This is a genomic window from Methanothermococcus sp. (assembly GCF_015523155.1).
GTDB lineage: Archaea > AGJL01 > Methanococci > Methanococcales > Methanococcaceae > Methanofervidicoccus.
On the sequence record NZ_WAKW01000037.1, the window covers coordinates 1 to 4,794 of the forward strand.

The 4,794-nt window shown below is 32.5% G+C and carries 6 protein-coding genes; 3 read left to right on the forward strand and 3 right to left on the reverse strand.

All coding sequences use genetic code 11. The features are described from left to right. From F7B34_RS03935 to F7B34_RS03945, 3 genes are all read left to right on the forward strand, one after another. Positions 1 to 171 (forward strand): P-II family nitrogen regulator (locus tag F7B34_RS03935; protein WP_292460540.1); only part of this gene is annotated, 171 nt, incomplete at its 5' end. Positions 172 to 203: 32 nt separating this feature from the next. Next, positions 204 to 1,451 carry an ammonium transporter gene (locus F7B34_RS03940; protein WP_292460529.1) on the forward strand — a complete coding sequence of 416 codons (1,248 nt, stop codon included), beginning with the start codon at positions 204 to 206 and terminating at the stop codon, positions 1,449 to 1,451. Between the two features lie 255 nt (positions 1,452 to 1,706). Further along, positions 1,707 to 2,009, forward strand: coding sequence for an MGMT family protein (locus F7B34_RS03945; RefSeq protein WP_292460532.1), 303 nt, complete (start codon positions 1,707 to 1,709; stop codon positions 2,007 to 2,009). Positions 2,010 to 2,057: 48 nt separating this feature from the next. On the opposite strand, the gene F7B34_RS03950 is transcribed toward F7B34_RS03945, so the two are convergent. From F7B34_RS03950 to F7B34_RS03960, 3 genes are all read right to left on the reverse strand, one after another. Next, complete coding sequence (locus F7B34_RS03950) at positions 2,058 to 2,714, reverse strand: NAD-binding protein (protein WP_292460534.1); 657 nt, start codon at positions 2,712 to 2,714, stop codon at positions 2,058 to 2,060. Between the two features lie 8 nt (positions 2,715 to 2,722). After that, the gene (locus tag F7B34_RS03955; protein ID WP_292460536.1) at positions 2,723 to 3,319 is read right to left on the reverse strand and encodes a DUF483 domain-containing protein; all 597 of its coding nucleotides are present in this window, start codon (positions 3,317 to 3,319) and stop codon (positions 2,723 to 2,725) included. A 103-nt stretch (positions 3,320 to 3,422) separates the two neighbouring features. Further along, on the reverse strand, positions 3,423 to 4,316 hold the full coding sequence (locus tag F7B34_RS03960; protein WP_292460538.1) for a coenzyme F420-0:L-glutamate ligase: 894 nt from the start codon (positions 4,314 to 4,316) through the stop codon (positions 3,423 to 3,425). Between the last annotated feature and the right edge of the window lie 478 nt (positions 4,317 to 4,794).

The window sequence follows — 4,794 nt, forward strand, 5'->3', positions numbered from 1 at the left end:
CCTAAGGTAAAACTAGAACTTGTAGTTAAGGCAGATGATGTGGAGGATGTAATTAAAATCATCTGTGAGAATGCAAAAACAGGAAATCCAGGGGATGGAAAAATATTCGTTATGCCAGTTGAATCAGTTGTAAGGGTAAGAACTGGCGAAAGAGATGGTGAAGCTATTTAAAAAAATAAAAAATATAAAAATAAGGTGATATAATGGTTACAGCAGATTTATTTGCACATGCAACAGATATAAACTCAATAGTTCATGCATTAACTGTAATGGCAAATTCATCGGATGTATTTTTCCTCGTTGTTATGGGGGTCTTAGTCTTCATGATGCAGTGGGGCTTTGCAATGCTTGAAGGAGGACAGGTAAGAAAGAAAAATGCCAACAATGTCATGATGAAAAACATGGTTGATTGGCTTATTGGTTGTGTTGCATGGCTGTTTATAGGTGGAGTATTGGCTTCATCAGGTTTTGATATTTCAGCATATACAAGCTGGTGGAGCCAAATATTTGGTACAAACTGGCCAAACAATGGATTGGATTTAGCAAGCTGGTTCTTTGGTCTTGTATTTTGTGCAACAGCAGCAACAATAGTGTCAGGGGGAGTTGCTGAGAGAATAAAATTTGGTGCCTATGTGTTGATATCAATAGTAATTACGGCATTGTTATATCCGTTGTTCGTATATTTAGGACCTTGGGGAGCAGGCATTGTTCCATGGCATGACTATGCTGGAAGTTTAGTAGTTCATGGCTTGGGAGGATTCTTAGCATTGGGTGCCATTGCAGCATTAGGACCAAGGGTTGGAAGATTCGTAAATGGAAAGCCTATACCGATATTAGGACATAACATACCTATGGCAGTATTTGGGGCATTTGCTCTTGCCATCGGTTGGTATGGATTCAACGTAGGAAGCTCACTTGCACTTGGTGATGTAAGTGGATTGGTATGTGCCACAACAACACTTGCCATGGCAGGCGGCGGTATCGGAGCTCTCATAATGTCAAAGAAAGATGTTCTTTTTACAGCCAATGGTATAGTTGCAGGGCTTGTAGCAATATGTTCTGGAACTGATGTAGTTAGCCCAGTGGGTGGTTTGTTGATAGGTTTAGCAGCAGGAATTCAAGTTCCAATAGTCTATAAACTTGTTGAAAAATTAGGTTTAGATGATGTTTGTGGTGTTGTCCCAGTTCATGGAACTGCGGGAGTTGTTGGAGCTATATTAACAGGAATATTTGGAATGACAGCTTTGGGAGGAGCTGGAGGTGTTAGTTTATTAAATCAAATAATAGGCGCAATATTTTGTATAGTATATGGTACAGGTCTTGGATTTATACTCGCTAAAATAGTAGGATTATTCATGGGGGGTCTTAGAGTATCAGAAGAAGATGAGAAAAGAGGTCTTGACTTGGCAGAACACAAATTATCAGCATACCCTGAGGAAGAAATGGTTTAAATTAAATAAAAGAATCTTCCTCATTTTTTGTTAATATTTATAAGGGGATATACATCTTTAAGGGGAGAAGTTAATTTACGATATAACATACCATTTAAATATAATATACCATTTAATTTACAATTTTTTTATTTTTTCATAAGTTAAATATTAAAATTTAGAAAAAGGTTAAAAGTAAAATCTTATATTTTTTATATTTTTATATATTCTATAATTTATACAATTTTATATTTATATCATATTCTGGATGATATTATGGATTTCAAAGAAAAGTGCTACAATCTCGTTAAAAAAGTTCCAAAAGGAAAAATAACTACATATAAGGAGATTGCGGAAGCACTTGGAACTAAAGGATACAGGGCGGTTGGAAATGCATTGAATAATAATCCAAATCTTGTAGTAGTTCCATGCCATAGGGTGGTTAAATCAAACGGTGAAGTTGGAGGATATGCGGAAGGAATAGAACGAAAAATAGAACTCCTAAAAAAAGAGGGAATTCCAATTGAAAATAATATGATAATAAATTTTGAAAAACACTTTTTTAGATTTAAAAAATAAGACAATAATTTTTCTATTATAATATTTTATTTTATGTTTATTTAATTATCACGATTCAGTGAATAGTTTTCTAACCTCTTCAACTGCGTTCTTTTTTACTAAAATAATTATCCTATCGTTGGGTTTTAGCTCTGTTTCCCCATCTGGTATTTTTAGTTCATTCCCCTCATATACTGCAATTATTAAATATTTCTTGTTTTTACCGAGCTCCTTTATTTGTTTATTGGCAACTTTGGAATTTGAATCTATAATCAACTCTAAAATTTCTGCATCACCACCACCTACTATTGCTAAATCAACAATTCCTGGTCTATTTATAAGTTTTTCAATATAATTTGCAGCTACAAGTTCAGGGCTAATAACCACATCTACATTTAATCTTTCAAATACTTCCTTATATTCAGGTTCGCTGACCCGTGCAATTGTTTTTGGTATTTTGTAATTTTTGGCAAGAAGAGAGCTTATTAAATTTATCTCCTGACGGCCCGTAACTGCTATAAAAATATCTGCGTTATCGATACCTGCATTTTCAAGGGTTTTAATATTTGTGCAGTCACCATTTATTATTAAGGCATCAATTTCTCCAGCTACACTCTCACAAATTTTTTTATCCTTATCTATGATTACCAAATCATTATTTTTTCCAGCCAAGGATTTTGCCAAAGTAAATCCTACCCTGCCCATTCCAGCAATAATTATATACATTTTATCCCCTATAACAGTAATATTTTTTCATAGTATTCATTATATGCCCCATGAAAGTGTGGAAGAACCTTGAACAATTCTTCTTCAAGCTTCTGAATCGTTAAATACTCGTTATATGATACAATATCAATAAGATTTCTCTTCCATGCCTCCTCACATTTTAAACTACACGGAATAAATCCAGATGGCATTATTATAGCAACTTTCTCCTTTAAATCTTTATTAGTTTCCAATTTATCTTTTTTTATTTCATCTTTTATTTTATCAGCTTCCTTTAAGTGTTTGGCATCTATTCCAAATCTTGCAGATTTAAATGATTCGACACAGCATTTTGGATATCCCATCAATGTTCCATATTCTTCTGAAAAATCCAAACCAGAATAGACTCCAAGCACAGATGAGACTACTGGGTCTATTGCAGGTCTAACCTTTGGATTATATTTTTTAACTACTTCTATCTGTTTCATAAGCCTAAAAATTATATAGTTATAGTTTTCATCATCTATATTTTGAATATGGCTGGATATATAATTTAAATCAAATTTTCCCTCTCTTGCAGATGTTATTTTTTTTAAGATTTCCTCCATTGAGTTAACGGCATTCATGACAATCACAGACATAATCTTTAATTCATTAAAATTTAAATATTTATCTTACATACTTAATTTTAAACTTTACTATATTTTATTTTTTTATATAATTTTTTTCTTATTTTTTTAAACCCTTAACTAACACAATTGGAGTATGTTCCAACTTACCCAATACTTCCTCTGTAATTTCAAAGGTATTGTATCTTTTCATTGTATCATGGATTGATTTTGTAAAGGGCACCTGAGATATATCCGCAAGATTCGCAATATATAGAAGCTCCTCCATGGTATATTTTTTGTAAATTTCGTTACCTACTATGGACAAAGGGGTGGCTCCGCATAATCCCCCTATATTTAACAGTCCTCCTAATTTACCAATTATATATCCAATAACTCCTACTTTTGATATTATACCATCCATTGCATAGGGTAATGCTGTTATATACCATTTAAAGAATCTATATGTTGCATCGGTATCTATAATCATAACAACAACATCTAAATTTAATTCATCTTTAATGGCATTGTATAACCTCTCCGCAGATTTTTTTGGATTTTTTGGAAGAAGTGCAGCATAACTTCCTGGAACATTTGTCAAATCTACACCCCCTTCCGAAGCAGGTTTTAAGGCATAAATAAGACCAACATTATCAATCACAATTTGTTTATGCTTTAAAGTTTCTTTTTTTGGCATTTTTCTAAGATTTTTTATTCTATCTTTTCGTGTTTTTAGCATTGGACCCAATATATAACCCCATAAATATTTTGACCAATAATAGCAAAAGTATGCCCAAAATTTCGGGGTTGCACTTTTTTCATTTACAAAATTATTTTCACTTGTTGCAACAAATTTTTCACTTAATATTATAAAATCGCCGTTTTCTATATTTAACCCTTTTTTTATTTCTCTTTTTAATGAATTTATCACTTCTGGAACAAAATCTTCGTTTCTTTTAATATATTTAGTTTTTATAGGTGTTGCGTTTTTGATATAATCTAAGTTATTTTTCATAATTTCACATTTCAATATTATGAATTACCCCTCCCTTACAGAAGGGGTTAAACGAAAACCGAAAGGTTTTCGTAGCCTCGCCTTCGGGCAAGGCTCCCTGACTCATAGGGGATTTTAGCCAGAGATTACCATTATATAGGGTATAACTCTGAGTGAATTACTCCCCTCCGTCTTAAAATGGACTCTCCCATCGCAAATCTTTATTTGCGAGCTAAAATCCAAAGGATTAATCCCTTATCTTCGCGAAGCTAGGAGATTTTACAATCAAACGAAGTTAAAATCCGAAGGATTTATAACGGAAGGGGACTTATTGTGGAATAATTTAAAGATTATCTTAGATATAGGTGTATCTAAAATGAGCAATATTTTATATATTAAATATAATAAAAATATGTAGCGAAAATTTTATACGAGAATATATAATATTGGAGGTTTTTGATAACATTATAGAAGGTATAGAATTACCTACGGGAATTTA